The 25934-nt window shown below is 72.3% G+C and carries 21 protein-coding genes; 8 read left to right on the forward strand and 13 right to left on the reverse strand.

Annotated elements, in window-relative coordinates; all coding sequences use genetic code 11:
* Positions 1-62: 62 nt before the first annotated feature.
* Together RM704_RS08415 and RM704_RS08420 are read left to right on the forward strand one after the other, a co-directional pair.
* Entirely contained in the window at positions 63-992 is a 930-nt protein-coding gene (locus RM704_RS08415) for a GNAT family N-acetyltransferase (RefSeq protein WP_033531566.1), read from the forward strand.
* Positions 973-1485 (forward strand): ribonuclease FAU-1 family protein, encoded by a 513-nt coding sequence (locus RM704_RS08420; RefSeq protein ID WP_052146477.1) that lies wholly within the window; start codon positions 973-975, stop codon positions 1483-1485. Before RM704_RS08415 ends, RM704_RS08420 begins: the two co-directional genes overlap by 20 nt.
* 73 nt (positions 1486-1558) lie before the next feature.
* Here the strand turns inward: RM704_RS08420 and RM704_RS08425 are convergent, their stop codons facing one another.
* On the reverse strand, positions 1559-2218 hold the full coding sequence (locus RM704_RS08425; protein WP_033531565.1) for a class I SAM-dependent methyltransferase: 660 nt from the start codon (positions 2216-2218) through the stop codon (positions 1559-1561).
* A 137-nt stretch (positions 2219-2355) separates the two neighbouring features.
* On the opposite strand from RM704_RS08425, the gene RM704_RS08430 reads away from it, so the two are divergent.
* Positions 2356-2490: a hypothetical protein gene (locus RM704_RS08430; RefSeq protein ID WP_086785113.1), complete on the forward strand. Its 135-nt coding sequence runs from the start codon at positions 2356-2358 to the stop codon at positions 2488-2490.
* Positions 2491-2621: 131 nt separating this feature from the next.
* Here RM704_RS08430 and RM704_RS08435 read toward each other — a convergent pair whose 3' ends face one another.
* Positions 2622-3389: a dienelactone hydrolase family protein gene (locus RM704_RS08435; protein ID WP_033531564.1), complete on the reverse strand. Its 768-nt coding sequence runs from the start codon at positions 3387-3389 to the stop codon at positions 2622-2624.
* 279 nt (positions 3390-3668) lie between these two features.
* On the opposite strand from RM704_RS08435, the gene RM704_RS08440 reads away from it, so the two are divergent.
* Positions 3669-4808 (forward strand): lytic polysaccharide monooxygenase, encoded by a 1140-nt coding sequence (locus tag RM704_RS08440; protein WP_033531563.1) that lies wholly within the window; start codon positions 3669-3671, stop codon positions 4806-4808.
* A gap of 64 nt (positions 4809-4872) precedes the next feature.
* On the opposite strand, the gene RM704_RS08445 is transcribed toward RM704_RS08440, so the two are convergent.
* Together RM704_RS08445 and RM704_RS08450 are read right to left on the reverse strand one after the other, a co-directional pair.
* A complete protein-coding gene (locus RM704_RS08445) occupies positions 4873-5742 on the reverse strand; it encodes an esterase/lipase family protein (RefSeq protein ID WP_033531562.1) in 870 nt (289 codons plus the stop codon).
* Between the two features lie 173 nt (positions 5743-5915).
* Positions 5916-6362 carry a MarR family winged helix-turn-helix transcriptional regulator gene (locus RM704_RS08450; protein WP_033531561.1) on the reverse strand — a complete coding sequence of 149 codons (447 nt, stop codon included), beginning with the start codon at positions 6360-6362 and terminating at the stop codon, positions 5916-5918.
* A 125-nt stretch (positions 6363-6487) separates the two neighbouring features.
* Between RM704_RS08450 and RM704_RS08455 the strand changes: the two genes are divergently transcribed.
* Complete coding sequence (locus tag RM704_RS08455) at positions 6488-6862, forward strand: cupin domain-containing protein (RefSeq protein ID WP_033531560.1); 375 nt, start codon at positions 6488-6490, stop codon at positions 6860-6862.
* Between the two features lie 17 nt (positions 6863-6879).
* Here the strand turns inward: RM704_RS08455 and RM704_RS08460 are convergent, their stop codons facing one another.
* Both RM704_RS08460 and RM704_RS08465 read right to left on the reverse strand, forming a co-directional pair.
* Positions 6880-7848: a DNA polymerase Y family protein gene (locus RM704_RS08460; protein ID WP_033531559.1), complete on the reverse strand. Its 969-nt coding sequence runs from the start codon at positions 7846-7848 to the stop codon at positions 6880-6882.
* Positions 7845-11465, reverse strand: coding sequence for a DNA polymerase III subunit alpha (locus RM704_RS08465; protein ID WP_033531730.1), 3621 nt, complete (start codon positions 11463-11465; stop codon positions 7845-7847). The genes RM704_RS08460 and RM704_RS08465 overlap by 4 nt, the downstream gene beginning before the upstream one ends.
* 196 nt (positions 11466-11661) lie before the next feature.
* On the opposite strand from RM704_RS08465, the gene RM704_RS08470 reads away from it, so the two are divergent.
* Positions 11662-12720, forward strand: a complete 1059-nt coding sequence (locus tag RM704_RS08470; RefSeq protein WP_033531558.1) for an ABC transporter permease — start codon at positions 11662-11664, stop codon at positions 12718-12720.
* A gap of 7 nt (positions 12721-12727) precedes the next feature.
* On the opposite strand, the gene RM704_RS08475 is transcribed toward RM704_RS08470, so the two are convergent.
* The 5 genes from RM704_RS08475 to RM704_RS08495 all read right to left on the reverse strand — a co-directional run bounded on the left by RM704_RS08475 (position 12728) and on the right by RM704_RS08495 (position 20640).
* The gene (locus tag RM704_RS08475) at positions 12728-13807 is read right to left on the reverse strand and encodes a S1 family peptidase (RefSeq protein WP_052146476.1); all 1080 of its coding nucleotides are present in this window, start codon (positions 13805-13807) and stop codon (positions 12728-12730) included.
* Between the two features lie 730 nt (positions 13808-14537).
* Positions 14538-15440 (reverse strand): S1 family peptidase, encoded by a 903-nt coding sequence (locus tag RM704_RS08480; RefSeq protein WP_033531556.1) that lies wholly within the window; start codon positions 15438-15440, stop codon positions 14538-14540.
* 494 nt (positions 15441-15934) lie between these two features.
* Complete coding sequence (locus RM704_RS08485) at positions 15935-16888, reverse strand: LLM class flavin-dependent oxidoreductase (RefSeq protein WP_033531729.1); 954 nt, start codon at positions 16886-16888, stop codon at positions 15935-15937.
* A 271-nt stretch (positions 16889-17159) separates the two neighbouring features.
* Positions 17160-18926, reverse strand: coding sequence for an FAD/NAD(P)-binding protein (locus tag RM704_RS08490; RefSeq protein ID WP_033531555.1), 1767 nt, complete (start codon positions 18924-18926; stop codon positions 17160-17162).
* Positions 18927-19398: 472 nt separating this feature from the next.
* Positions 19399-20640, reverse strand: coding sequence for a DUF5685 family protein (locus RM704_RS08495; protein ID WP_078937447.1), 1242 nt, complete (start codon positions 20638-20640; stop codon positions 19399-19401).
* A 303-nt stretch (positions 20641-20943) separates the two neighbouring features.
* Between RM704_RS08495 and RM704_RS08500 the strand changes: the two genes are divergently transcribed.
* A complete protein-coding gene (locus tag RM704_RS08500; RefSeq protein ID WP_033531554.1) occupies positions 20944-21387 on the forward strand; it encodes a cell division protein SepF in 444 nt (147 codons plus the stop codon).
* A gap of 53 nt (positions 21388-21440) precedes the next feature.
* On the opposite strand, the gene RM704_RS08505 is transcribed toward RM704_RS08500, so the two are convergent.
* Positions 21441-22610 carry an acyl-CoA dehydrogenase family protein gene (locus RM704_RS08505; protein WP_033531553.1) on the reverse strand — a complete coding sequence of 390 codons (1170 nt, stop codon included), beginning with the start codon at positions 22608-22610 and terminating at the stop codon, positions 21441-21443.
* A gap of 92 nt (positions 22611-22702) precedes the next feature.
* Complete coding sequence (locus RM704_RS08510) at positions 22703-24313, reverse strand: MFS transporter (RefSeq protein WP_033531552.1); 1611 nt, start codon at positions 24311-24313, stop codon at positions 22703-22705.
* 326 nt (positions 24314-24639) lie between these two features.
* On the opposite strand from RM704_RS08510, the gene RM704_RS08515 reads away from it, so the two are divergent.
* Positions 24640-25857: a glycosyltransferase family 39 protein gene (locus tag RM704_RS08515; RefSeq protein ID WP_033531551.1), complete on the forward strand. Its 1218-nt coding sequence runs from the start codon at positions 24640-24642 to the stop codon at positions 25855-25857.
* Positions 25858-25934 lie beyond the last annotated feature (77 nt).

A 25934-nucleotide genomic window follows, 5' to 3' on the forward strand; every position in this document is an offset into this window, starting at 1 on the left:
GTCCCGCACCGGCCGGAAAATCGGAGGCGACTCCCGGCGCCGCCCACGTAGCGTGCGGACACATGACATTGATCGTGCGCGACCTCCGCGCCGCCGACCCGGCGGACGCCGAGGCCTTCGCCGACGTACGACGGCGCGCCCTGCCCTTCCTGGTCGGCACCGCCGAGTCCCTGCTCCACGACGCGACGCTCGCGCCTCCCGAGGCCCACCACCAGCACTTGGTCGCCGAGGCGGACGGCGAGGTGATCGGCACCGCACAGCTGTCCATCGCCCACGACAGCCCCGTACCGGGCCAGGGCGACATCAACGTGTACGTCCACCCGGCGCACCTGCGCCGGGGCGCGGGTGCCCTGCTGGCGCGCACCGCCGAGGAGCGGCTGGCGGCGGTGGGCGCGCGGCGGCTGCTGTCCTGGGTGCTGGACACCCCGGAGAACCGCGGGTTCGCCGAGCGCCGCGGCTACACACCGAGCCGCTCCGCGCACTTCCTCCGCCTGGACCTGGCCCACGGCTCCCTCCCCCCGTCGCACTCCCCGCCCGAGGACGTGGAGCTGCGTACGGCCGCCGACTTCGCCGACGACCCGCGTCCCCTGTTCGACCTGGACGCGGAGACCACGGCGGACGAACCGGGCGATGTGGAGGCCGAGTTGGACGACTACGAGCACTGGGTCGAGGAGATCTACCGCCACCCTCTGCTGGACCGCGCCCTGAGCACGGTGGTCGTCGTGGACGGCACACCGGCCGCCTTCACCGCGGTCCGCACGGACGGCCGGGACCGCTATTTCACCGCGATGACGGGCACCGCCCGTGCCTTCCGCGGCCGTGGTCTCGCCAAGCTCGCCAAGAACGACTCCCTGCACCGGGCCCGCGCCGCCGGCTACGCGGAGGCGTTCACGGGCAACGACGCCGGCAACGGCCCCATGCTCGCGGTCAACAAGTGGTTCGGGTACGAGGTGTGTGCGACGGAGGTGCGGTATGTCCGTGAAATCGGCTGATCCCGGCGTGGAGGGGGACGAGGTGGACGTCGTCCTGCTCAAGGCGGGACGCACGAAGATCCGTTACCCCGCGCGGCTGGTGAGCGACGACGGCACCCGGATCGTGGTGCGCGCCGACTGGGCGAGCGAGGGTGTACGGGACTTCGGCTTCGTACGCTTCGAGCCCGGTGACGTGTTCACCGAGTACTACTGGCGCGACCGGTGGTACGCGGTGAAGGAGGTCCGGGATGCCCGGGGCGGGCTGAAGGGCTGGTACTGCGACATCACCAGGCCCGCCACGGTCTCCGGTGGGGAGGTCGTCGTCGAGGACCTGGACCTGGACCTGTGGCGGTCCGGGGACGGGGGGACCGTACTGCGGCTGGACGAGGACGAGTTCGAGGAGAGCGGGCTCGCGCGCAGCGACCCGGAGGCCGCGGCGGCCGCCGTCGCCGCCCTCGACGCACTGGAGGCGCTCGCCACCACCGAGGGCGGGCTGGAGTCCCTGCTGTCGTAGCCGGCACCGGTGCGTGGGCCGTCGTGGCCGGCACCGGTGCGTGGGCCGTCGTGGCCGATGACGCCGCGGGCGGTCAGAGGTGAGCCACCAGCGCGTACCGCTCGTCCTCGACCTCCCTCCCCCACAGCAGCGGGTCGTCCGCCAGCCGCACCAGCTCCGCGTGGGACACGAGGGGCGCGAGCATCCCGTACAGCCGCTCGGCGGGTATGCCGACCGGGCTGACCGTGCCCCACACCCCCTCGACCAGCACGAGTCGGCCTCCGGGCCGCAGCAGTCCGCACCAGCGGCGCAGCACACGGCCCGGGTCCGGCAGGGTCCACAGCACATGGCGGACGAGGATCACGTCGAACCGCTCCTCCCCCACGGGCGGCGCCGCCGCGTCGCCGACGAGGAACACGGCCGGGCGCCCGGCGAGCTTGGCACGGGCCAGGGCGACCATGGCCGGGGAGGAGTCCACTCCGGTCACCCGGTGCCCCTGTTCGGTCGCGAGGAGTGACAGGCTGCCGGTGCCGCAGCCGAGGTCGAGCACGTCCGAGGGGCGCCCGGGCAGCCAGTCCCGCAGCCGGGCCGCCCAGGCCTCCCGGACGACGGGTTCCCGCAGGCCGTGATCGGGTTCGTCGTCGAAAGCGGGGGCTCGCGCGTCCCAGTCGAGCGCTCCCGAGGGGTCATCTGCCGCCGGGTTCCCCGGTGTTCGCAGGGCTGGGGAGGTTTCGCCGTCGTCGATGTTGGTCATGCCGCCAGAGTGACACCTGCCACTGACAGTCCAGATGGTGACAGCCGCCACTGACAGAGCACGAACGATGAGTAACGCTCCCGGAAAAGGTCTACCTCCGTGAAAACGCGGAACCCGGTGGACGCAAGGAGGCAGCCATGCGCCGTACGACCGTGCAGAAGCCCCTGAGGAAGTCCTCGTCCCGCCGGGTGCGGGACGAGGCCGACGAACGCCCCGTCGAGCGCCGGGAAGTGCGAAAGGACATCGCGCGCACCTGGTGGCCGGACGGCTGAGCCCTCGCGCTCCCGCCGCGAGCCGTACGCACGTACGCGCGTCCACCGACTCCACCCACTCCAGCGACCCGCCCCGACGCCCCGACGAGGGGCGCCGGGGCGGACGGCCCCGTCGGCGTCGACGGGGCCGGTCAGGCCCCTGAGCGCAGGGTGCGGTCCAGCAGGTCCAGCAGGGCCGTCCAGTGGCGTTCCGTCGCCTCGGCGTCGTACGCGGCGGTGTCGGCCTGGGTGTAGCCGTGCGAGGCGCCCGTGTAGACCTCGGTGCGGTGGCGGACCCCGGCCTCGGTGAGCGTCTTGTTCAGCAGGTCGATCTGCTCCGGGGGGAGGGACGGGTCCTCGTCGGCATGACCCAGGTAGACCTCGCCGGTGATCCGGGCCACCGCCAGGTGCGGGCTGTCCGGGTCGTCGGTCGCCAGGCGGCCCCCGTGGAAGCCGGCCGCGGCGGCGACCCGGTCGGGAAAGGCACCGGCGGTGTGCAGGGCCAGCCGGGCGCCCATGCAGTACCCGGTGATCCCGACGGGCCCCTCGGCGGCCCGCGGATCGTCGGCGAGCCATCCCAGATACGCCGCCGCGTCGCGTAGCGCGAGGTCCGGCGTCAGCGCCAGCATGACCGGCAGGATCTGGTCCCATATCTCCGGGCGCGCGGCCGGATCGATGAACTCGGGCAGGTCGAACACCGGGGTCCGCCCCGACCGGTGGAAGACGTTGGGCACGAGGACCGCGTACCCGGCACCGGCCAGCCGGTCGGCCATCGCCCTCAGATGCGGCCGCAGCCCGAACGCGTCCATGTAGAACAGGACCGCCGGATGCGCGGCGTCGTCGTCGGGGTGGACGAAGTAGGCGTCGACGGTGCCGTCCTCGGTGGCGATGTCCACAGATGTTCCGCGTACGGCGCTCATGCGCGGGTTCCCTTCTCCAAGACTCTCTACGACGGACAAGAACGGGCCCAGTGTCACGCACCGAGGTAAGAACCGGATCTTCCGGCACGCTTCCCGACAGGCTTCCCAACAGCCTTTCCTGAGCCCTCGGTTAGCCCGTCCTTAACGCCACCATAAGAATCCTCCGCACCCACCCCCAGCAGGCGATTTCGCCGTTCCTCGGGGCTAGCTTGCTGATCGCCCCCGGCATCCGGAATCCACCCGGAAGCCGTCCAGGACCGTTGCGAGGAGTGCCCCGTCATGCCCGCTGCCCGCCGCAGGACCACCGCGTCCGCCACCGCGTCCGCCACCGCGCGTGTCGTCAGTGCGATGAGTGCGGTCGGTGCGCTGGGGGCGATCGGTGTCGCCCCGCTCGCCCTGACCGTGTCGGCCGCCGGGCCGGCCGTGGCGCACGGTTCGCTGGGCGACCCGGTGAGCCGGGTGGCGCAGTGCTACGCGGAGGGCCCCGAGAACCCGAGGTCGGCGGCCTGCCGGGCGGCGGTCGCGGCCGGCGGCACCCAGGCGCTCTACGACTGGAACGGCGTACGGATCGGCGACGCGGCCGGCCGCCACCGGGAGCTGATCCCGGACGGCGAGTTGTGCGGCGCGGGCGACGAGACGTTCCAGGGCCTCGACCTGGCCCGCGCCGACTGGCCGGCGACGAGCGTGCGCGCCGGGTCGTACACCTTCGCGTACCGGGTGACGGCCCCGCACAGGGGGACGTTCCAGGTGTACGTCACCAAGAGCGGCCACGACCCGTCCCGCCCCCTCGCCTGGGACGACCTCGACCTGGCGAACCCGGTGGCGACGGCCACCGACCCGGCCGCGTCCGGCGGCTTCTACAGGTTCTCCGGCACCCTCCCGCAGCGCTCCGGCAGGCATCTGCTGTACGCGGTCTGGCAGCGCTCGGACAGTCCGGAGGCGTTCTACTCCTGCTCGGACGTCTCGTTCGGTGGCAGCGGTGCCGGCGGGGACGGCGCGTCCGCGCCCTCCGAGGAGCAGATCGAGGAGGGCGCGGACGAGTCGACCGTCGAGCACGGCGGCCACGGCGGCCACGGCGACGACGACGCGAGCACGACGACGGACCCGACGCCGACGCCATCGGCGAAGGTGACGGGTCGGACGTCGGGGCAGACGTCGGTCCGGGGGGCCGTGGAGGCCGCCTCCGACGGCGCGTCGCCGACCGCGAGGTCGACGACGAGCGACGAGTCGGCGGAGGGGACCGGTTCCGGCGGCCTCGCGGAGCCCGCCGGCGGCAAGGACGGACTCGCCGACACCGGTGGCGACGGCATGACCCCGTATCTGGCCCTCGGCGGCGCGGCCGTCCTGGCGCTCGGTTCCTCCCTCCTCTTCGCCGCGGCCCGCCGCCGCGCGACGACCGGTGGCCGGCACGGCCGCTGACGACTTCCGGGGCCTGTCGGGCGGCTCAGGCCGGACAGGCCCCGGCGGAACGTACCGGCACGTGTCAGCCGACGACCGAGAGGCAGGTCGTCGGGGTGGCGTGGGCCGGGTCCAGGGCGTTGACGACCTCGTGGAACGCGATCCGGTCGAGGAGCCCGATCGCCGCGTGCTCGGAGAGGTCGAGCGCGCAGAGGTCCTGGATGACGATGTTGCGTACGTTCGGCCCGTCGAGGAACTGGGACCGGTAGGGCGTGACCACCTCGTCGTACCGGGTGGCGAGGACCGTGTAGGTCACGCCGGGGACGGTGTCGCCGCCCGCGTTGAGCTTGGCCAGGAAGGGGGATCCGACCACCTGGTCGGCGAGGGCCGGGGTGGCGCCGGAGAGGAGGTCACCGGCGCCGGGGAAGTGGTCGAGGAGCTGGGTGAGGCCGTTCAGGGTGGTGCCGTGGTTGGAGGGCGCGATACCGACGAGCGCGTTCACCTCGGCGGCTCCGCCGAGGAACTTGAGGTAGTAGCGGGGCATCATGCCGCCCTGCGAGTGGCCGACGAGGTCGACCTCGTCGGCGCCGGTCGCGGCGAGCACCCGGTCGACGAAGGCGTCGAGCTGCTCCGCCGACTTCTCGATGGGGCCCAGTCCGTTGAAGAACGCGACGCCGGGGAGCTGGCCGTAGTCGAGGGAGTAGACGCAGTAGCCGCGGTTCACGAGATACGGCGCGAGGCCCAGCCAGTTGTCGACGGAGTTCGCGAACGTCCCGTGGACGAGGACGACGGGGCGGGGGTGGGCGCTGGAGGGTGTGCAGGAGTAGTCGTTCCAGCCACGACCGGGCGCGGCCGCCGAGTCGGCGGCCTCCGCGGCGGTGACGGGCACGAGGGTCGCCGCGGCGGCCAGGCACAGGGCGGCCAACGGTCTGATCAGGCGCTTCCAGGGCAGCATCGGGTGATCTCCTTGCGGCTCAAGGGACGTGCGACGACGTTCGCCCTGTGATCCGGATCACGAGGATGCTGTTCTTGTTCGCCAAGTTACGGGCGAGTAGAAAAAGTGGGAAGTTACGCGTCAGTAAAAACTTCAAGTGATGACCGGGGCCACTGACACGTGACGTCGAACCGTCACCAGGCGGGCCTGATGGGCCCGTAGGGGGCGATACGCGCCAACTGATCACGCAACACCCGCATTTCGCTCTCCCCGCCGAGCGACTCGACCCACCCCGCGACGACCTCGGCGGCCGCCTCCTCCGCCGCCCGGGTGCAGGCCCACCCCCGCTCGGTCAGGACCACCAGGCGAGCACGGGCGTCACCGGGATGCGGCCGCCGCTCGACGTACCCCTTGCGCACGAGTTCGTCGACGAGCTGACTGGCGGCCTGCTTGGTCACCCCGAGATGGACGGCGAGGTCGGTGGCCGTCGCACCGTCCGGGGCGAGCCGGGTGAACGCGAAGCCGTACGAGGGCCGCGCCTCGAAGCCACGGGCGGCGACACCCTCGTCGATGCGACGCGCCAGGTCACCGGCGGCGGCGAGCAGGACGGCGGTCAGGGCCAGAGCTTCGGAGTTCTGCACGACTGCATTGAAACACCCTTGACGAATTGGTCAAGCAGCTTGACCATATACAGATGGTCAAGCTGCTTGACCATCCCTGCCGGAACTCCGCAACTCCCGACCTCAGAACGCCTCAGGAGGCACCCATGCCTGTCGTCCGCCCTGCCGAAGCCGTCGTCCACGAGATCCACGGCGCCCGCTTCGTCTCGTACGCCACTCCGCGCACCGGCAGCAAGGAACTGGCCGCCTGGCGGGGCGAGATCCCGCCGGGGACCAAGGCGCCCGCGCACACCGTCACCAAGGAGGAGATCCTGCATCTGCTCAGCGGCGAGTTGCTGGTCACGCTGGACGGTCGCACCGAGCGCGTCGCCGCGGGTGACACGCTGATCATCAACGCGGGCGCGACTCTCGCCGTCGAGAACCCGACGACGGAGACCACCGTCACCTGGGTCACCACCTCCCTCGGCCTGGAGGCGGAGCTGGCCGACGGCACCCGGATCGTGCCGCCGTGGGCCAACTGACCGCCCGCCCGGGGGTGTCAGGCGGCCAGTGTCCCCGGGATCACCGCGTGCGGGCCGAACTTGGCACGGGCCCGGTCGGCGACCTCCTCGATGCGGCGGAGCTTCTCGTCGACGGGGTCGAAGGCGAGCTGGTGCGAGGCCTGGTCGGCGGGGGTGAGGCCCTCGGCGCGCAGGGCGATCGCGCGGACGCGGGCGCGCTGGAGGCCGAGGGCGGCGTACAGGGCGTAGGCGGTCGCGGTCAGCGCCGGGGAGTGGGCGGTCGGCTCCGCGAGCGTGCGGGTGCGGGTCGTCGAAGAGCGGTCGGCGTAGCGGACGGTGAGGGTCAGGGTGCGGCAGACCTTCTCCAGGGCGCGCAGCCGGGAGCCCAGTTCCTCGGTGCCGGCGAGCAGGGCTCGGCGGTGCCGGTCCGGGTGCAACTCGTCGTACGGGAAGGGCTGTTCGGTGGCCAGCGAGCGGGCGACGGCGTTCGGCACGACGCGTCCCCGGTCGACGCCGTTGGCCTTCTCGTGCAGGTCACGGCCGGTTCGCGCGCCGACCAGACGCTGCAGCGTGGACAGGGGCGCGCAGGCCACCCCGCCGAGGGTTTCGAGGCCGTACTCGCGCAGGGTGCGGGCGGTCGCGGTGCCGACGCCGGGCAGCGCGCCGACGGGCAGTTCGGCGAGGAAGTCCACGACGAGGTCCTCGGGCACCGCGCACGGCGACCCGGGCGCCGCCGCCCCCAGCGCCAGCCGCGCCGTCAGCGGTCCGGGCCCGGCGCCGATCAGGCAGTCGACGCCGTACAGCGCGAGGGCGCGGACCCGGATCAGTCGGGCCAGCTCCTCGGCGTCCCGGCCGAAGTACCGTTCGGCGCCGCGCAGATCGGCCAGCGCGCCATCCGGGGGCAGCGCCTCCACGACCGGGGTGAAGTCCTCGACCAGGCCGAGGAGACCGGGCAGAGCGGCCTCGTACCCCGACGGCAGCTGGAAACGTACACAGAGGATGGTCATCCCGCACTCCCTGGGCTCTGGTGCCACAACTTCCGTATCCGAGCAGGACCTTGTGAGGGCTCTTCGCCCGCGGGCCGCAGATCGGCCCATGGATGCATCTCGTATCCGGTGGGCATCCGGATCCGCCGCCCGGTGTCGCCGCGTCGCCCCTCGCCGTCCCCGGTCGCGCGGTCGCCGGCACCGTCGCCATCGCGTTCGCCTTCGCCGCGGCCGCCGTCCGGCTCGCCCCCGGTGTTCCCGGTGTTCCCGGTGTCCACCGGCTCCGCCAGCCGCGGTGCCACCGCGTCGAGGCCGCCCTCGCGCCGCAGCTCCACCAGTTCGGCGAGGTTCCAGGCGGCGGAGCCCACCACGCTGAGACTGCGCGGCCCACGCCGCTGCACGACTCCGCGCACCAGCAGCAGCCAGGAGTGGAAGACGGTGTGGGCGCAGGTGTCGTGGGAGTCGTCGAAGAAGGCGAGGTCGACCAGGCCGGTGCCGTCGTCGAGGGTGGTGAAGACGACCCGCTTGCCGGAGCGGATCGGCGGGGTCTGGGTGGCCGCCTTGGCCCCCGCGACCAGCACCGTCTCGCCGTGCCGCGCCTCGCGCAGCCGCCGTGCCGACACCACGCCCAGCTCGTCGAGGAACGCCTGGTGGTCGTCCATCAGATTGCGCGAGACGTCCATCGACAGCACGCCCAGTTCGGCGCTGAGCCGCTCGGCGGAGGACAGGTCCGGCAGACCCGCCGAGGCGGTCCGTCGCCCGCCGGCCAAGGGGAGTTGACCTCCGCCCGCGCCCCGGCCCGCTCGGTGCAGTTCGGTCAAGTGCAGTTGCAGATCACGCCGGTTGGCGCCGAACGCGTCCAACGCGCCCACCTGGGCGAGCCTTTGGGCAAGCGGCCTGCTCGGCCGCGCCCGCTCCCAGAAGTCCAGCAGCGAGGCGTACGGCTGCCCGTCCGCGATCCGCGCCGCCTCGGCCTCGCTGATGCCGTGCACATCGGAGAGCGCGAGCCGGATCCCCCACACCTTCTCCTCGCCCGACCCTCCCGACCCCCTTGCCTCCCTCGCCTCCTCTGTCTTCCCCGACCCCTTTGATTCAGACACCAGTTCGATACGGTGAGCGACCGCGGACCGGTTCACGTCCACCGGCAGGATCGGCACCCCGCGCCGCCGCGCGTCCGCCAGCAGCAGGCGCTTCGGGTACATCCCGGGATCGTGCGTGAGCAGCCCGGCGTAGAAGGCCGCCGGATGATGCGTCTTCAGCCACGCCGACTGGTACGTCGGCACCGCGAAGGCCACCGCGTGCGCCTTGCAGAAGCCGTACGACCCGAAGGCCTCGACGATCTCCCAGGTCCGCGCGACCGTCTCGGCGTCGTACCCCTTCGCCGCCGCGTGCTGCGCGAACCAGACCCGGATCCGCCCCTGCGACTCGGGGTCGGACAGCCCGCGCCGCACCCGGTCGGCCTCGTCCCGGCCGCAGCCGGTCATACGGTGCACGATGTCGATGATCTGCTCGTGGAAGACGACCACGCCGTACGTCTCCCGCAGCGGCTCCGCCAGATCCTCGTGCGGGTAACGCACCGGCGCCCGCCCATGCCGGGCCGCGATGAACGGCCGCACCATGTCGGCGGCGACCGGACCGGGACGGAACAGGGAGATGTCCACCACGAGGTCGTGGAAGGTGGCCGGCTGGAGCCGCCCCACCAGGTCCCGCTGCCCCGGCGACTCGATCTGGAAGCAGCCCAGCGTCTCGGTGGAGCGGATGAGTTCGTACGTCGCCGGATCGCCCTCGCCCCGCTCGAAGTCGAGCGCGTCCAGGTCGACCCGCTCCCCCGTCGCCCGCGCCACCTCCGCCACCGCGTGCGCCATCGCCGACTGCATCCGCACCCCCAGCACATCGAGCTTGAGCAACCCGAGGTCCTCGACGTCGTCCTTGTCGAACTGGGACATGGGAAGCCCCTCGCCGCTGGTCGGCATCACCGGCGTACGACTCAGCAGGGACGCGTCGGAGAGGAGCACCCCGCACGGGTGCATGGCGACCCCGCGCGGCAGGGCGTCCAGCGCCTCGACCAGCTCCCACAGCCGGCCGTACCTCTCCTGCTCCCCCGCCAACTGCCGCAGCTCGGGCAGCTCTTCGAGTGCCGCCCGCGCGTCCCGCGCCCTGATGTGCGGGAAGGACTTGGCGATCCGGTCGATGTCGGCGGGGTCCAGGGAGAGGGCCGCGCCCACGTCCCGGACGGCGTGGCGGACGCGGTACGTCTCGGGCATCGCGACGGTCGCGACCCGCTCGGTGCCGAAGCGGTCGATGATCGCGCGGTAGACCTCCAGCCGCCGCGCGGACTCCACGTCGATGTCGATGTCGGGCAGCGCGACCCGCCGTTTGGACAGGAACCGCTCCATCAGCAGACCGTGTTCGACGGGGTCGGCGTGCGCGATGTCCAGGAGGTGGTTCACCAAGGAGCCGGCGCCGGAGCCGCGCGCGGCGACCCGGATCCCCATCTTCCGTACGTCGTCGACGACCTGAGCGACCGTCAGGAAGTAGGAGGCGAAGCCGTGGTGGGCGATGACGTCCAGTTCCCGGTGCATCCGCTCCCAGTACGCGCGCCGGGTGCCGTAGCCGTGCCGCATCATCCCGGCCGCCGCCCGCGAGGCCAGCACCCGCTGGGCGGTGCGGCGGTCCGCGCCGACGAGACGCGGCTCGGGGAAGTGGACGGCGCCGAGGCCGAGGTCGTCCTCCGGGTCGACCAGGCACTCGGCGGCCGTGGCCCGGTTCTGCTCCAGCAGCCGGTGGGCGGTGTCACGGCGGTACCCGGCGGCCTCGACGACCCGCTCGGCGACGCCCAGCATGGCGTCCGGGCCCTTGAGCCAGGCCTCCCCGGAGTCCAGCTCGCCCCGGGGGTCGACGGGGACGAGCCGCCGGGCCGCGTCCAGGACGTCGGCGACCGGGCCCATGCCGGGGTCGGCGTACCGGACGGCGTTGCTGAGCACGGGCCGTATCCGCTGCTCGGCGGCGAAGCCGACGGTCCGGGCGGCCAGCCGCAGCGAACCGGGGCCGGTGCCCTCGCGGCCGTGCCACATCGCTTCGAGGCGCAGGGCGTCGCCGTACCTCTCCCGCCAGGGCAGCAGCAGCTTCGCGGCCCGGTCGGGGCGCCCGGCGGCCAGTGCGCGCCCGACGTCGGAGGCGGGGCCGAGGAGCACGGTCAACCCCTCGGCGGCACACTCCGACCAGGGCAGCAGCGGCGGAACGTCGCTCCTGCTCCTGTCCGGGCCGCCGCCCGCATGCGCCGCCGAAACGATTCTGCACAGCTCGGCCCAGCCCTTGGCGCCCTCCCGGGCGAGGAACGTCACCCGAGGGGTCGACTCGTCGAGGAAGGCGCCCCCGCGCACGGGAGCGCGCCGCCGCGCCTGCCGCACGGAAGGCTCGGGCGCCCCCACCGCCAGCTCCACCCCGAACAGCGGGCGGACCCCGGCCCCGGCACACGCCTTGGCGAACCGGACAGCGCCCGCGAGGGTGTCCCGGTCGGTGAGCGCGAGGGCGTCCATGCCCCGCTCGGAGGCGCGCTCGGCCAGCCGCTCCGGGTGCGAGGCCCCGTACCGCAAGGAGAACCCGGAGACGGTGTGCAGATGCGTGAACCCCGGCACCCGCACCTCCCGCACTCGATCCACCAGTCGCTCAGTCACTCGATCGGCCACTCGATCAGCTCGATCAGGCACTCGGCTCGAACATCAGTTCCCAGCCTCCTCGTCTCCACCATAGACCACTTTTCGAACTTCTGTACGACAACCATTCGGCCCCGTCCCACCTGCGCAAACGCCGCCCGCCTCCGACCGTGGGGACATGACACAGACGGCCGGGCCCGCCCCCAGGCCCTTCCTCGAGGAGCTCAAGGACGGAGTCACCCCACGGGCCACCCTGCTCGTCGTCGGTGTGCTCGCCCTGCAGCTGCTCTTCATCGCCTCGTACGTGGGGGCGCTGCACCACCCGAAGCTCAGGGACGTGCCGTTCGGTGTGGTCGCGCCGCGGCCCGCGGCCGCCGAGCAGGCGGTGAGTCAACTGGAGCGGCTGCCGGGCGAGCCGCTGGACCCTCGGGCGGTGGCCGACCGGACGGCGGCGCGCGAGCGGATCATGGACCGGGAGATCGACGGCGCCCTGCTGATCGACCCGGCCGGCACCACCGACACCCTGCTGGTCGCCTCCGGCGGCGGGCGCACCCTGGCCAACGCGCTCACCACCCTCGTCACCGCGCTGGAGCGGTCCGAGGGCCGCACGGTGCGGACGGTGGACGTGGCCCCGGCCGACATCGGGGACGCCAACGGGCTCACGTCCTTCTATCTGGTCGTGGGCTGGTGCGTGGGCGGCTATCTGTGCGCGTCGGCGCTGGCGATGAGCGCGGGAGCACGGCCCACCAACATCCGGCGCGGCATCATCCGCCTCGGCGCCCTCGCGCTGTTCGCGATCATCGGCGGACTCGGCGGCGCGGTCATCGCCGGCCCCGTCCTGGGTGCCCTGCCGGGCGGCGTGGCGGCGCTGTGGGGCCTGGGGGCGCTGGTCGTCCTCGCGGTGGGCGCGGCCACGCTGGCGCTCCAGTGCGTCTTCGGGATCGCCGGCATCGGCGTGGCCGTCCTGCTGGTGGTGATCGCGGGCAATCCGAGCGCGGGCGGGGCGCTGCCGCCGCCGCTGCTCCCGCCGTTCTGGGCGGCGATCGGCCCGGCACTGCCACCGGGCGCGGGGGTCTGGGCGGCCCGCTCCCTCGCGTACTTCGAGGGCAACGACATCACCGGCCCGCTGCTCGTGCTCTCCGCCTGGGCAGCGGCGGGGGCCGCCATCACCGTGGTGATGGCGGCCCTGAGGAAGAAGCCGACGGGCCGGCCGACTTCTGACCTGCCGGTCAGCTGACCGGCCGTCAGCCGATCTGCGTGCCGGTCGCCGAGAGCGCCTCGGTGACGGGCTGGAAGAACGTCTCGCCGCCCGAGGTGCAGTCGCCGCTGCCGCCGGAGGTGAGGCCGATGGCCTTGTCGCCCGAGAAGAGCGAGCCGCCGCTGTCACCGGGTTCGGCGCAGACGTCGGTCTGGACGAGACCGTTGACGATGTCGCCGTTGCCGTAGTTCACGGTGGCGTCGAGGCCGGTGACCGTGCCGCTGTGGACCTGGGTGGTCGAGCCGCTGCGGGTGACCTTCATGCCCACGGTGGCCTCGGCGGCCCCGGAGATGGCCTGCGTGGAGCCGTTGTAGAGGTTGACCTCGCTGGGGTGGTCGACGTCGGCGGTGTACTTCACCAGGCCGTAGTCGTCGCCGGGGAAGCTGGAGTCCGCGTTCTCGCCGATGACCTGGCCGCCGGCCGACCAGGTGGAGATGCCCTCGGTGCAGTGACCGGCCGTCAGGAAGAACGGCTCGCCGCCCTTGACCACGTTGAAGCCGAGGGAGCAGCGGCCGCTGCCGCCGGTGATGGCGTCACCGCCCGCGACGAAGGGCTTGTACTCGCCCTTGGTGCGCTTGAGTTCGGCCTTGGCCCCGAGGCCGTCCACGACCTTGGTGAGTCTCGCCAGCTCGGCCTCGGAGACCGTGCGGTCCGCGGTGACGACGACCTTGTTGGTGGTCGGGTCGGTGGCCCAGGCGGTACCGGGGATGGTGGCGTCCGCCTTGAGGGTCGTCCGGGCGCTCTTCAGCTCGGCGAGGGAGTTCTCCACGATGCGGGCCTTGGCGCCGGCCGCCTCGACGGTCTCGGCGGCGGCCTCGTCGAGCACGTTCACGACGAGGAGCTTGCTCTTCGCGTCGTAGTACGTTCCCGCCGCGTCGGCGCCGAGGTCGGCGTCGAGGGTCAGGGCGAGCTTTCCGGCCGCCGTGATGGAGAGCGCTTTCGGCTGGGGGGCCGGCGCGGTCTCACTCGCGTTCGCAGTCTGGAAGGTCACTCCCGCGGCGACCAGTGCGGCGATGCCCGCACCCGTCACGACGGCACGGCGCCTGGGTATGCGTCGGTGCTTCAACTCGCGTCCTCCTGTGGGGGGTTGGCCGAGAGGGGCGTGGGGGCCCCGTTCGACCGGAAGGTGTTCGGGCAAGGAGGCGACAGGCTGTAAAAACGCCGCGTCCATGCCAACTGTGCGGCGACAACTATTCCTAGGCGCAGAGGGAGCACACAAGGTCGACTTCAGGCCGAGCACACAACGAGGGCGCGCGCCCCCTATGTCATTACCGTCCGGTAACGCCCCACCTGACGGTCCCGGGAATTCGCACTGCAAACACAGGAAGCAATGACCTCGTCAGCAACGGGTGAGGTCTAGTCCTGTCTGAAAAACGCCCTGGGAAGGTCCAGATGCAAACGGGCCTCACGGGGCTGAAGTTGCTCCCGCATCGGTTCCCGGCCGACCGGCGGGCGGTTTCCTCGCCCCCGCCGCCCCTGCCCCGCGCCCCTGCCCCGCGCCCCTGCCCCGCGCCCCTGCCCCGCGCCCCTGCCCCGCGCCCCTGCCCCGCGCCCCTGCCCCGCGCCCTTGAAGGAGCCTGCGGCCCTTCGTGAACAGAGCCCCGGATCGCCCCCTTCACGCCCCTTCGCCGGAACAAGGGCGAGCCCCCGCACACATGGTGTGTGCGGGGGCTCGCCTGTTGCCTGCTGCGGCCGGGTGGGAGTCGGCGCCGGGGGGAAGTACGCCGGCTCCCGCTCGACCTGTCGATCCGCCGAACTGCCGACCTGTGGATCCGCCGGCGTGTCGATCCGCCGACCTAGTAGACCGAGACGCCGTACGCGCTCAGGGCCTCGGTGACCGGCTGGAAGAAGGTCGTGCCACCGGAGGAGCAGTTGCCGCTGCCACCGGAGGTGAGACCGTACGCGACGCCGTTGCTGCCGTAGAGCGGGCCGCCGGAGTCGCCGGGCTCGGCACAGACCGTGGTCTGGATCATGCCGTAGACGACGTCGCCGCCACCGTAGTTCACGGTCGCGTTGAGGGCGGTCACACGTCCGGTACGGGTACCGGTGGTGGAGCCGGTGCGGATGACGTTGGTGCCCACGCTCGGGGTGGCCGCGCTGGTGATGTCCACGCTGCCCGCGGTGCCGTCCTTGGCGATGGACGTGTTGCTGTAGCGCACGAGGCCGTAGTCGTTGGTCGGGAAGCTCGACCCGGCGGTCGGGCCGAGGACCGTGGTGCGGCCGGAGTTGGAGTACCAGGTGCCCGCGCCGTCGGTGCAGTGACCGGCCGTCACGAAGTAGTACGTGCTCCCACTGCGGACGTTGAAGCCCAGGGAGCAGCGCCAGCTACTCGCATAGATGGCGTCGCCGCCCTTGATCAGCTTGTTGAACTTGCCCGGGGTCCGCTTGATCGTCAGGGCGTCGGCGTTGTCGCCCGCCGCCTGCTTGATCCGCGCCAGCTCGCCCTGGGAGACGGTGCTGTCGATGGTGACGACGACCTTGTCCGTCGCCGGGTCGATCGCCCAGGCGGTGCCCGGGATATCGGCCTTGAGCACCGATGAGCTGGCGCTCTTGAGCTCGGAGGCGCTGAACGTCTGGGTGCCTGCCGCGTTGGCGGTGGGGACCGTGACGGCGGCTGCGGCCGCGAGTCCGGCGGTCACGGCGATCAGCCGGGTCCGTCTCGCTATGCCGCTGCGGGGGGTGGTGCGCTTGATCCTCACTGTTCGTTCCCTCCAAAGGGAAGTCGGGGGCCCGCGTGGGGTCGGGGCCCGTGAGGCGCAGATCAGGGGCATCGGTCCGGATTCCGGACACGCCGTGCCCCTGACAAGGCGCTGGGGGGAAGTATTCGGCCGTACCGCCGACCCACGCAAGGGTGCCTTTCGGCCTCTCGGAACCCAACCGGCGCGCCCTCCATGCCAGTTGATTCCACCAGGCCATATGTGCGGGTTATGTGTGAATCCTCATCGGCTCCCGGAGGGATCGGCTGACGGGTCGTCGGAGCAGGCCGCAGGGCCCGGAAGCGTCGATCACCACTATCGTCGGCCGCGGTGGAGGCCACCGCCCGAGGCGCCCGGTCGGAGTACCCGGGTCCACCGCCCGGGGGTGTCCGGAAATGATGCGTTGGGCCGTTCAGCCGTTCGGTTCCGCCACCCGGGGTCATGGAAGGCCTCGAGCACGGCCCGCACTTGGCAAGCCGCTCCCGGGCGGCGCTGTGTCATGACGCTCCCCCGGTCACGACGTTCCGGTGGGCGGGCCGGTCGAGGCCCAGGTGCTCGCGGAGCGTGCTGCCCGGGTAGAAGGTGCGGAACAGTCCCCGGTGCTGGAGCAGCGCCACCGTCCCGTTGACGAGTCGCTCCAGGTCACGGCGCGGCTCGACGGGGACGAGATGGAAGCCGTCCGTGGCCCCGGCCCGGTGCCAGTCGGCGATCAGCTCCGCGAGCGCGACGGGGCCGCCCCGATACAGCGGGCCGTCCACGGTCCGGCGTGGCCCTCCCCCGCCGTGGCCCGGCTCGGCCGCGTGCTCCCCACCACCGAGATCGACTCGGAGACTCACCAGAACCCGCAGTCCGCCGGGGTCCCGCCCGGCCCCGTCCGCCCTGTCCCGCAGCTCCGCCCGTACGGCCTCGGCGTGGGCCGGGTCGGCGACCCGCAGGAGTGCCACATCCGCGCAGCGGGCGGCGGTCCCACGGCTCTCCCCCTCGGTCGCGTCGACGACCCGCACGGGACGCCCCCGCGGCGGCCCGCTCACCGCCGAAGCCCCCAGGACCGGGAGCCCGGCCCCCTCGGCACCCGCGCCACCCCCGGCTTCGACGCACGCCCTCACCTGCCCCTTCTCCTCCTGTGTGCTCGGCGCCTCGATCCACCACCCGGCCCGCCCCCGGCTCTCCCGGTCGAGCGTCTCCACGGCCGCCCGCACCCGGCACGGCTCGGTGCGCGTCGCCGTCACCACCGGAACGAGTCCGACCCGGCCCGTCCCCGGCGCCACCCGGGCCGACACCGCCAACGCGTCCAACCCCGGCCGCTCGACCGCGTCCCCGACCGTCACGAAGTCCAGAGCCCCGCGCTCGGCGAGCCGGGCGAGCTCGACGAACGCCTCGGCGTCGCCCTCCGCCCGCAGATCAATGGCTGCGCCCAGGTGCAACCGCCCCGGACCGTACGACGACCCCATATCGACCGACCTCTCTCCCCTCCGACCACGAACACAGACCCCGCACCCCGCCGAGCCGCTCGCCACCCCCACCCGCCCGAGCCGCTCGCCACCCTCACCGCCCCGAACCGTGCGGCACCCCACGCCCTCCTCGCCGAAGGCAGCCCCCACCCCGCAACGCCTTCCGCCTTTTCCACACCCCGCGCCGCATTCACCACCGGCGCCGTCGCCTCGCACAGCTCGCCCACCGTCGCCGTCCGCCCGTCACCGGCGGCAGTCCCCTCGGCCGTCCTCACGCCGCGGCGCGGTGCCCGAGCTCGCGCAGGAACGCCAGTACGGCCCGGGCCGTCGCGTCGTTCTGGCGAAAGGCCGGCCCACCCGTACGCGGCCGGGTGAACGCGCCGGGCGTGCGGCTGTTCGTGTAGGGGCCGAGGGCGAAGCGTCTGGGGTGCGGGCGCCCGGCCCGGTCCAGGACGCGTCCGTCCCCGGGGTCGACGGCGACCAGCCCCTCCGCCGTCTCGACGACACTCCCGTCCTCGTACAGCTCGCGCAGCAACCCGTCCCGTACCCGGGCGACCGTCGGCTCCGGCAGCCGTGCTTCGACCAGCGCCCTCGCCTCGATCGACCCCCCGGGCACGGTGGCACCGGACGCGCGGAACACCCCGTCGCCGACGGCCACGGCCATGTCCGCCCCGACGAACTTCAGGACGCCGGCCCGCGACAGCGCGAGCATCTGCCGCAGCCGGGGGCCGGGCGGCCCGGAGGCGAGGTGGCTGAAGAACCCGTGCCACCAGGAGCCGACGTCACCGAGCCGGATCAACTGCCCGTAGACGGAGAGCAGCCCGAAGAAGACGCCCAGGTCCGCGCTGAAAGCCGGATCATGACGGCGTGCCAGATCGGCTTCGACATAGCCGCGCAGAGCGTCCTGGAACTCCTCGTACGACCCGTACCGCACGCCCTCCAACGGGCGGTCCAGCGCGGCCAGGTCCAGCCGGTCGGCCACGTCCGGCACGGCCGAGGCCACCAGTACCGCCCGCTCCCCCGCGTCCGCCGCCGCGTACTTCTCCTCGAAGTCCGCCCAGGCCATGGCGGTCCTCCCGGGATGGGCATGGAACAGCCGGTGGTAGTGCGCGAACCCCAGCTCCTTCTCCACCGTCGGCCACACGTCCCGCCGGAAGTCCACCCGGCCGGCCCGGCCCGTCCGCTCCAGCACCGCGTCGATCTCGGCCGGCCCGAAGAACCGTGGCAGCGGCGGCCGTTCCCCCTCCAGGTCGTACCCGATCTTCGAGTGGTACGGCACCCCGCGCCGCGACCCGACGTACAGCACGGGTTCCCGTCCCGAGGGGTGATACGTCAACTCCCCGTCGGTGTCCCCCTCGTACCGCCCGCCGCGCCCCTCCGTCAGCAGGACCATGAGGTCGACGAACGCGAGCCCGAAGCCCCGCACCAGCACCGGTTCCCCGGGGGCCAGCGACGACAGGTCACTGTCCGCGGTGAAGTCGGGTGGCAGGTGGACGAGCCCATGGGTGCGGGCGTATTCCGCCAACTCACGCTGCTCGTCGTCGAGTTCGGCGTCAAGGTGGCCGAGCGCGAGGACGACGAGGTCCGCGTCCAGCGGACGGGGGCGCCCCTCCAGCCACACCTGCTGACGCCCGTCGGGCGGACCGGTCACCCGTAGTGCCCGCCGCGGATGATGGTGGACGGTGACCCCCTCGGGCAGATCGGCCACCGCGCTCTCGTGCACCCAGCGCAGATACTCGCCCTGGGTCCGCCGGTCCGGGAAGACCCGCCCGTCGAGGTGCGCCCACTCGTGCAGGGTGGGCCCCTCCCGTACGGGCCCCGCCATGCTCACCGTCTCGTCGGTGAACATCGTGACGTCCTCGGCCTGCGAGTTCATCCACAGCAACGGCGACTGCTCCGCACGCCAGATACGCCCGGCGCCCGGCGGATGGGGATCGACGAGATGGATGTCGAAACCCGTGCCCGCGTAGAGCGCACCGGCGTTGGCGGCGATCCGCTCGATCAGCCCGGTGCCGCGTGGCCCGGCCCCGACGATCACCAGGGACGGGTGCGAGAAAGACAGGGAGGGACGAGAGGGATGGGAGGCCTGGGAGGAAGAGGCAGACGGCATGCGAGAGGCTCCGTGATGTCCGAGTCGAACACGGGTGCCTTCACACGAGCACGTCCGGTGACACGGACGCGCGCGACCGAGCCCCTCAGCAGCGGTCTGCGCCGAGCGTACGGCGGCCTTTCCCCTCACTGTCAAGGGTGTCCGAACTATGAGCGCCACGTCTCAAGTCGGTTGACGTGCCTTCGGATGCCTGTTCAACTTGGCCCATGCATCCGCAGCAGTGGCTGGTCAAGCGCTCCCACATCGACTTCGGTCGAGTGTGGTCCTCCTCCTGTTGAGCTGAGCCGATCCCACTGCGCGCCCCGGTTTTGAGGGGCGCCGTTCGCGTTTTCCCTCGGCCTTCGCACACGCACCCCTCCCCTCGCGTTCCCCTGTCACCCGGTCCCGCGCGGCTGTCCTCTCAGCAGTCGCAGCCGCAGCACTCGCATGCGTCACAGCAGTCGCAGTCCCGGCAGATGCCCTCGCGCCTCTTCCGGGACCAGGGGCCCTCGTACTCCTTCGCGCAACACATCTGACAGGTGCAGCACAGCAGTGTGAACATCCCGCACCCCGCCCAGAACCCGCGCCGCCGCGGCGGCTGCGGAGCGGGCGCCCCACCGAAACCACCGCCCCCGCCACCGCCGTAGCCCGCGCCACCACCACCGAAGGGATTTCCTCCACCGCCGGCGTACGGATTCCCCCCGCCCCCGGCGTACGGGTCACCGGCGCCGCCCGCGTACGGATTGCCCGGCATCGGCGCCCCGCCCTGCTGATGCGGTCCGCCCTGCTGATGCGCCGAGCACACCGGTACGGCTCCGAACGCGCGGTCCACCGACCTGCGCAGTTCGTGGACGAGAAGCAGATGGGCCAGCTTGCCGTCCACGAAGTCGGCCTCGCGCAGGGCGAGGTGGATGCCGTGCAGGGCGTCGTCGGCGAGCCGTCGGGCCTCGGTGAGGGAGGTGCCCGTGGCGGTCAGCGGGTTCCACGCGCCGGCGGCGGCGTCGGCGGCGCGGTCCTCCACCGCGTCCAGCAGATGGGCGAGCCGCCCGAAGAGGCGTCCGGCCTCGGCGAGCGGTTCGGCGTTGCCGGGCCGACCGGCCAGGATCGCGGTGTGCGCGAACGCCGCCGCGGTCGCCGTCTCGGTCGGTTCGGTGACCGTCAGCAGCGGTGTGCCGGGACCGGCGAGCGCCTCGATGCCGAGCTGGCGGTCCACGGCGTCGACCAGCACCGCCGTGTCGAACCCGATGTCCGATCCCGTACGCGCCCCCGCGCGCCCCCAGTTCGTCGCGATCCGGCGCGCGGCGTGCGCCACCGGCTTGCGCGCGAGCAGTCCATCCCCATCGGCGACATGGTCACGCACCTTGGCCGAGGCGAGCACCAGGGAGACGGCGGCGGCGAGCCGCGCGCCCTCGCCCTGTGCGACGGAGGCGGTGCGCATCCCGCGCAGCGGACAGGGCCCGGCGGTGCGCCGCCAGTCGGTGCTGCGCTCGGCCTGAGCCTCCGTCAGAACCGAGACCAGCAAACCGTCGTAATTGGTGACGATTCGAGCGAACTGCCCGTGATCCCCGCGCAGCGCGAGACAGAGCCCGCACAGATGCGCCATCCACTGTGTCCGCAGCCCCTCGCCCAGCCGATGGCTACAGGGCCTCACTATTCCGAACACGACACTCCCCCGTGTCTCCCGGTGCCTCCGCACGCCCCTCGGCGTCGCCGCATCGTAGCCGCCGGAACGTTCACCCGGACGCAGCAGGACTCACCCAAACGCCGTGAACAATATTATTTCACTCCCTGTCAGCGCGTGTGTACAGCGGAGCCCTTGGGGCACATGGACTCTCGACGAATTCGTTCTGCACCAGTACCGTCACGAAACCCCCGTGCGGCGTCTATCCACTTGGCGAGACATCCGCATCATGGACGACGATAGGGATGCGGAAAGCACGAAAGACCGCTGCGAGAGGAGGCGTCCATGGGATCGGTGCGCAAGGCGAGTGCCTGGCTTGGCCTCGTCGACGACAACGATGACGAGCGTTACTACGACGACGACTACGCCGATGAGCGGGAGTCCGGCACCGGCGAGGCCTGGGTCACCGACCCTCGCGTCAAGGTCGCGTCCGAGTCGGCGCATGAGCACGGCCGCCGGATCGGCACGGTCACGCCGGACAGCTTCCGTGACGCCCGGCACATCGGCGAGCTCTTCCGGGACGGCGTCCCGGTGATCATGAACCTCACGAACATGGAGCCCGCCGACGCCAAGCGTGTCGTCGACTTCGCGGCCGGTCTGATCTTCGGTCTGCGCGGATCGATCGAGCGTGTGTCGAACCGTGTGTTCCTGCTGACCCCCGCCGACACGGAGATCGTCAGCGGCGAGGTCGCGAGCCGTCCGGTGGACGGCTTCTTCAACCAGAGCTGAGGCAGGGCCGCTCGCCGGCCCGTCCTTTCGGTGCCCGGGTCATCCGACGCGGCTCACCTGAAGGCGTCAAGACCGGTGAGCGCCTTGCCCAGCACCAGTTGGTGCATCTCGACGGTGCCCTCGTAGGTGAGCACGGACTCCAGGTTGGTCGCGTGCCGCATCACCGGGTACTCCAGGGAGATTCCGTTCGCGCCGAGAATCGTGCGGGCGGTACGGCAGATCTCGATCGCCTCACGAACGTTGTTCAGCTTGCCGAAGCTGATCTGCTCGGGACGGAGCCGTCCCGCGTCCATCCGCCGCCCCAGATGGTGGGCGAGCAGAATCCCCTTGTGCAACTCGACCGCCATATCGGCGAGTTTGGCCTGGGTGAGCTGGAACGCCCCGATCGGCTTCCCGAACTGCTCCCGTGTCTTCGCGTATTCGACGGCCGACTCGAAACAGGTCCGCGCGGCACCCATCGAACCCCACACGATTCCGTAGCGGGCGTGCGAAAGACAACTCAGCGGGCCTTTCAGCCCGATTACGTCCGGCAACACGGCGTCGGCGGGCAACCGCACGTCGTCCAGGACGAGTTCACTGGTGACAGAGGCACGCAGGGACCACTTGTGCTTGATCTCCGGCGCGGAGAAACCGGCCGTGTCGGTGGGCACGACGAAGCCCCGCACACCCTCCTCGGTCTGCGCCCACACCACGGCGACCCCGGCGACGGACCCGTTGGTGATCCACATCTTCCGCCCCGTGAGGACCCAGTCGGAGCCGTCCCTCTTGGCGTACGTACGCATCGACGCCGGGTCGGACCCGTGGTCGGGTTCGGTCAGCCCGAAGCATCCGATGACCTCACCGGAGGCCATGCGCGGCAGCCAGGTCTGCCGCTGTTCCTCGCTGCCGAACCGGTGGATCGCGTACATCGCGAGCGACCCCTGCACGGACACGAGCGACCGGATCCCCGAGTCCGCGGCCTCCAGCTCCAGACAGGCGAGCCCGTACTGCACCGCGCCGGCGCCCGCGCACCCGTATCCCCGCAGCGACATCCCCAGGGCCCCGATCGCCCCCAACTCGCGCGCCAGCTCACGGATCTGGGGCAGTTCCCCCTGCTCGTACCATTCGGCCACGTACGGCAGCACCCGGTCCCTCGCCCAACCGCGCACGGTGTCCCGCACGGCGAGATCCTCGGGGTCGAGCAGATCGTCGAGGCCGAGGAGATCGGTGGGGTCGAAGCTCATGGGGTGCACCTCCGGCTCATAAAACTAGCGACGCTAACCACCGTACCCACTCCTCGCCCGGGGCCCAGCCCCCCGGCACGACCGGGCGCGGCTCAGCGCAGCGACTCCGCCCGCGCCGGCGTCGCCCCGGAAGCCTCCCGCGGTCCCGGCACCTCCGCCGGGCCCGCGCAGTCCATGCCCCGGGGCAGCCGCAGGGCCATCACCGCGCCGAGGACGAGCAGCGCCGCGCTCACCAGCAGCGTGACGTGCAACCCGTGGACGAAGGAGTCGCGGGCGGCCTGCCGCAGGGCCTCGCCCGAGGAGCCGCCCAACCGGTCGGCGACCTCGTACGCCTCGCCCAGCGAGTGCCCTGCGGCCTGGGAGGCCGGACCGGGCACTCCCGGCACCGACGCCAACCCGGGCGCGTACGCCGCGTTCATCACGCTGCCGAGGAGCGCGATCCCGATGCCGGCGCCGAGCTGGTAGGAGGTCTCACCGATCGCCGCCGCCCCGCCCGCCGACGACGCGGGCGCCTCGCTCAGCATCGACTCGTACGCCCCGAACAGCGTCGTCTCCAGGCCGAAGCCCAGCAGCACGAAACCGGCGAGCAGCAACCCCGCGTTGTCCTGGCGTCCCATCGCGGTCAGCAGGACGACCGCGAAGGCGGTGAGGCAGAAGCCGAGGGACACCATGCGGCGCGGCCCGAAGCGGTGCAGCAGGTGGGAGCCGACGAGTCCGGCGGCCATCGCGGCGACGGTCAGCGGCAGCAGTCGCAGCCCCGTCTCCAGCGGGGACAGACCGAGGACCAGTTGCAGATACTGCGCGGCGATCAGTTCGAGCCCCACCAGCGCGAGCATCGCGAGGACGATGCAGCCGACGGAGGTGCTGAACGCGGGCCGCGCGAACATCCGCAGGTCGACCAGTGGATGCTTCCTGCGCCGCTGCCGTCGGACGAACGCGATCAGCAGGGCGCCACCGCCGAGGAGCGCGAGCGCGGTGCCCGGGTCGAGCGGCGGGTGGCCGCCGCCGAGCCGCTTGACACCGAAGACGATGCCGAAGAGACCGACCGCGGCCATCAGGGCGCCCACCACGTCCCAGGGGCCGTCGCGGTCGCCCGTCGACTCGGGGAGCAGCAGGCGTCCGATCGGCAGGCTGACCAGCATCAGCGGGATGTTGACGAGGAAGACCGAGCCCCACCAGAAGTGCTCCAGCAGGAACCCGCCGAGGAGGGGGCCGACGGCCGCGCCCACGGCGGCGACCGCGCTCCAGATGCCGATGGCTAGCGCCCGTTCGCGGCGGTCGGGGAAGACCTGCCGGAGGATCGACAGCGTGGCGGGCATGATCATCGCACCGCCGACGCCGAGCAGGGCGCGGGCGGCGATCAGCACCTGGGGGCTGTCGGCGCAGGCGGCGAGGCCGGAGGCGACGCCGAAGAGGGCGTAGCCGAGGAGAAGGATCCGTCTGCGGCCGACCCGGTCGCCGAGCGTGCCGAAGAGGATCAGCAGCGAGGCGCAGACCAGCGGGTAGACGTCGACGATCCAGAGCAGCTCCATGGCGCTCGGCTTGATGTCCTCGGTGACGGCGGGCACCGCCACGTGCAGCACGGTGGCGTCGACGGCGACGAGCAGCAGGCTGACGCAGAGGACCACGAGGACGACCCAGCGGTGTGCACCGGCCCCGGCGTCCCGACGGCGTGGTGCGGCGGCCGTGGGCGTCCCGGACATGTACGTACCTCCCAGAATGCTCTCGCGTCCGGCGGAACCGGCGGGATGGGGAGTCCCCGGCGGTCACGGCCCGGGAGGAGCGGTGTCCCGGACCCGCGCAACGAAAGGCGAGCGAGCCGTCAGCGTACGCGAGTTCCCGCCGGTGGAACGTGGTGGGTGTCTCATGGAACCCTCATGTGACGTGTGGCATACGCCACGCGCCGGGCCGTCCACCGGTCCTTCATGGCTCCTTCATCACTCGTCCGTGGTTCCTCGGTCACGGTCCATCACGGGCCACCACGTGAGGGCGTCCCGGCCGGTTCCCGGTGCCGTCGATAATCGAGCGCGTGACCGATCTCGCCACGCGCCCGGCGGCGCCCCTTCTGCGGCGGGCCGCCCCCGCGCTCCTCGGGTACGCGGCCGTGCGCGCCCTGGGCCTCGTCGTCCTCGCCGTGTGGAGCGCGGCGCGCGACACGAGCGCCCTGACGCTGCTGTCGGCCCGCTGGGACTCGCTCTGGTACACCCGCGTCGCCGAACTCGGTTACGGCTACGAGGTGCGGCTGCCGAACGGCGACATCCACTCGAACCTGGCCTTCTTTCCGCTGCTGCCCTGGCTGGAGCGGGCGGTGTCCGCGGTGACCCCGCTGTCGTACGCCCACGCCGGTCTCGCCGTCGGCACCCTCGCCTCGCTCGCGGCGGCCTGGGGGATCTTCGCGGTCGCGGACCGGGTGTACGGGCCGCGGGTCGGGGTGTGCGCGGTGCTGCTGTGGGCCGTGCTGCCGGTCGGGGTGGTGCAGTCGATGGCGTACACGGAGTCCCTGTTCACCGCGCTGGCCGCCTGGTCGCTGTACGCCGTCCTGACCGGCCGCTGGGTGGCCGCGGGCGTCCTCGCGGCGCTCGCGGGGCTGACCCGGCCCGTGGGGCTCGCGGTGGTGGCGGCGGTGTGGGCGGCGGCGATCGTGTCGTACGTACGGGAGCGGCGATCCGCCCTCCCGCGCGCCGAAGACCCCACCCCCCGTCCCCCGTTCGTACGAAACCGGAGTGCGGAGTCATGGGGCGGCGCTCGTTCGTGGCCGCGCGCGCTCGGGATGCTCCTCGCGCCACTGGGTGCCGTCGGCTATGTCCTGTGGGTCGGCCGTCGTACGGGCAAGGGCCCGCTCGGCTATCTCGACGTCCAGGCGGGGTGGCGCAACGGCTTCGACGGCGGCTACGCCTTCGCGCGTTTCGTCGCCGACAAGTTCACGTCGTTCCCGTCGGCCCTGGCGGGTGTCGGGCTGATCATCGGGGTCGCGTCGATCATTTGGCTGTACGCGGTCTGCGTTCGTCAGGGGCAGCCGCTCCCGCTGCTGGTCTACGCGGGGGTCGTCACCGCGCTGGCGCTGTGCGCGTCGAGCTACTTCGGCTCGAAGCCCCGGCTGCTGATGCCGGCCTTCCCCCTGCTGCTGCCTCTCTCGCGCGCGCTCGCCGGCGCGCGTCCGCCCAGGTCAGCGACGATTCTCGGCGGTGTCGCGGTGGTGTCGGCGGTCTACGGGGCGTTCTGGCTGAATGGTTCCGGTCCGCCGTGACCGGCGGCGACGGTCAGCGAGCGGCGGGGTAATTCCGTGCGAGCAATGGGTGAACGAATTCAAAAGGGCCACAAAAC

Origin of the sequence: Streptomyces gottesmaniae (genome assembly GCF_031845845.1) — a bacterium.
Classification (GTDB): domain Bacteria; phylum Actinomycetota; class Actinomycetes; order Streptomycetales; family Streptomycetaceae; genus Streptomyces; species Streptomyces akebiae.